Annotated in this window: 3 protein-coding genes; 1 reads left to right on the top strand and 2 read right to left on the bottom strand. The window is 36.3% G+C overall.

Annotated elements, in window-relative coordinates:
* A partial coding sequence (locus HALSAC_RS15785) for an IS110 family RNA-guided transposase (RefSeq protein WP_035571804.1) occupies positions 1-644 on the top strand: 644 nt, incomplete at its 5' end.
* Between the two features lie 363 nt (positions 645-1,007).
* On the opposite strand, the gene HALSAC_RS0111140 is transcribed toward HALSAC_RS15785, so the two are convergent.
* Together HALSAC_RS0111140 and HALSAC_RS0111135 are read right to left on the bottom strand one after the other, a co-directional pair.
* Positions 1,008-2,309 (bottom strand): dihydroorotase, encoded by a 1,302-nt coding sequence (locus HALSAC_RS0111140; protein WP_027340329.1) that lies wholly within the window; start codon positions 2,307-2,309, stop codon positions 1,008-1,010.
* The coding region (locus tag HALSAC_RS0111135) for an aspartate carbamoyltransferase catalytic subunit (RefSeq protein WP_084804474.1) at positions 2,302-3,218 on the bottom strand (917 nt) is incomplete at its 5' end. The genes HALSAC_RS0111140 and HALSAC_RS0111135, both read right to left, overlap by 8 nt.

Below are 3,218 nucleotides of genomic sequence, written 5' to 3'. Positions count from 1 at the left end.
AAGAATTAATTGATTTCTTAGTTGAAAAAGGTAAAAATAGATTTTCTGATCCTGAAGGCTATGCTAAAGAAATCAAAAGAATTGCACGTAATTGTTATAATATTGACCGTGATATTCAAGATGCTGTTAATCTAACTTTAGAGACATCTTTAGATACAATTAAAGCTTTAAAAAGCAGTTTAAAACGTGTCAATAAAGCTATTGAGCGTGAAGTCTCTAAGTTTCAACAGACTCTAGATTCTATACCCGGTATTGGACCAATTTTCACTTCCGGTATAATTGCTGAAATTGGCGATATATCTAATTTTGCTAATGAAGCTAAACTAGCTAAATACGCTGGCTTAGTTTGGAATCATAAGCAATCTAATGACTACAAAAGTGATGAAACTGGTATGAGTAAATATGGCAATAAATATCTTAGGTATTACTTAATACAAGCTGCCAATTCAGTTAAAAACTATTGCCCTGAATATAAAGAATTTTATTTTAAAAAGCACAAAGAGTCAACCAAACATAAACACAAGCGAGCATTAGTTTTGAGTGCTAGAAAGTTAGTAAGGCTTATTTTCGTTCTGCTGCGCGATAATGTGCTTTATGACCCTTCTCAGTACCTCAACTCATCTGGAGGTGATTATCAGACCTAAAATCTCTAGACTTTTAGAGAATAGTCTATAAAGAACCTCTCTAAAATTAAGTTCATTAAGTTTACACCCAGATTTAATAACTTATTTTTAGTAATGTTATAACTAGCTATAGCTCTGTTAAATTTAACCATTTATACAGGGTATGGGTGTACTATGCCTAATTTTAGGCAATTAACTGGGTGATTTTTGTTTAAATTTTTTCTTGACATATTACCCTACCACTTATTTTAGCTGTCAGCTAAAGTATTTAAATCAAAAACTTTTATTCACTAAAAAACTTTACTACGATTACAATTTTAAAGGAGCCCTCATAGTTTATAAAAAGCATAAACCATTCGTGGAATCTCAATTTCAAAGGTCACTCTATCCCTTATCCCCTATCCCTTGCTTTTCTGCCCTATAAACGACCTTTCCTCCAACAATGGTAGTCACTACTTCCCCTTGGAGTTCAACTCCACTAAAGGGTGTATTCTTGCCCTTAGATAAGAATTTCTGCGGGTCTACTGTCCATTTTTTATCCAAATCAATAATTGTTAGATCAGCATCTTTTCCTACCTCTAAAGTTCCTTTATCTAGTCCCAAGACCTTAGCCGGGCCAACAGTCAATTTCTCTATAGCTTTTTCTAAGCTTAAAACTCCTTCTTTAACAAGCTCAGTAATTACCAGCCCCAAGGCTGTTTCTAAACCTGTTATTCCAAAGGGAGCATAGTTATACTCTACATCTTTCTCTTCTTTAGAATGAGGAGCATGGTCAGTAGCTATAACATCTATAGTTCCATCTCTTAATCCTTCTTTGATTGCTTCTACATCCTCAGCACTCCTTAATGGAGGGTTCATCTTAGTATTGCTATCAAAGGAAGTAATTGCTTCATCTGTTAAAGAGAAGTGATGTGGTGTAACCTCACAAGTTACATCAACCCCTCTTTTCTTAGCCTGTCTGACTAAGCCTACAGCCCCTTTTGTACTGATATGGGCTATATGAAGCTTTGCTCCACTCTCCTCTGCTAAAGAAATATCTCTAGCTACAATTACATCTTCGGCTGATGAAGGTATTGGGGTTAAACCAGTTACTGTTGAGTAATAACCTTCATGTACTGCCCCATCACCTGCCAAGTTCTTATCTTCACAGTGAACTATTACTGGAAGATCAAAATTCTTAGCATACTCTAGTCCAAGTTTCATAATCTGAGAATCCATTACTGAATGACCATCATCAGAGATTGCTACTATTCCCGCCTCTTTCATCGATCCAATCTCTGCCAACTCTTTACCTAAGCTTCCTTTAGTTATTGCTCCAATCTGATGTACATTAACACTAGCTTCTTTCCCTTTAGTTAAGACTGAACTCACCAAGGAAGGATTATCGATTACTGGATTGGTATTGGGCATAGCTACTATAGTTGTAAAACCACCTTTAGCAGCCGCCTTACTACCACTTTCAATTGTTTCCTTATACTCAAAACCAGGTTCTCTTAAATGAACATGTATATCTACAAAACCAGGTGTTATCACCTTTCCTTTGACATCAATCACTTGAGCTCCTACAACTTGCAAATCTTCTCCTATTTCTACTATCTTTTCGTCTTCTATCAGAAGATCTTTTTCTTCTTTTTTCTTGCTTAATGGGTCGATTAATTTACCGCCTTTTAGTAATAACTTATTCACTTTTACTTCCTCCTCCAATTAAGAGATATAATAAAGCCATTCTAATTGCAACTCCATTCTCTACTTGATCTTCAATTACTGCTTGCCCGCTATAAGCTAGATCTGAAGATATCTCAACTCCACGATTTATTGGCCCAGGGTGCATTAAAGTCATATCCTCCTTAGCTAAAGCTAAGTGCTTCTTTCTTAACCCATAAAACTTTGCATACTCCCTTATCGTTGGGAATAAGGATTTTCCTTGACGTTCTTTTTGAATTCTTAAAAGATTGATTACATCTACACCTTCAATCCCATCTTCTAAGTTATTATAAACCTCTACACCCATCTTCTCAATCTCTTTAGGCATCAGGGTGCTTGGACCAACAACCCTAACCTTGGCCCCTAACTTCTTAAGACCCCAGATATTAGAACGGGCGACACGGCTATATTTAATATCTCCTACAATAGCTACTGTTTGCCCCTCAACCTTCCCTCGTTCCTCTAAAATTGTATAAATATCTAATAAACCCTGTGTTGGGTGTTCATGAGCGCCATCTCCTGCGTTTAAAACAGGAATATCTATTGTATCTCCTAACTTCTTAGCTGCTCCTGGAATCCCATGTCTAATAACTACAGCATCAGCTCCTAAAGCCTTTAATGTCTTTGCTGTATCTACCAAAGATTCACCCTTGACAACACTACTACTCTTAGCTGAAAGATTCATTCCATCAGCACTAAGCCTCTTAGCAGCCAAACTAAAAGAGGAGCTTGTCCTCGTACTTGGCTCATAAAAGAGGTTGACTACCAACTTCCCTCTTAAAGTAGGAACCTTCTTAATAGGTCTTTTTAAAATATCCTTCATCGACTTAGCAGTATTTAAGATCAGTTCAATCTCTTCCTTACTTAGCTTTTCCAATCCAATTAAATCTT

This window comes from Halonatronum saccharophilum DSM 13868 (genome assembly GCF_000517025.1).
In the GTDB taxonomy this organism is placed as follows: Bacteria; Bacillota; Halanaerobiia; order Halobacteroidales; family Halobacteroidaceae; genus Halonatronum; species Halonatronum saccharophilum.
This window is presented reverse-complemented; position numbering and strand designations above follow the sequence as displayed.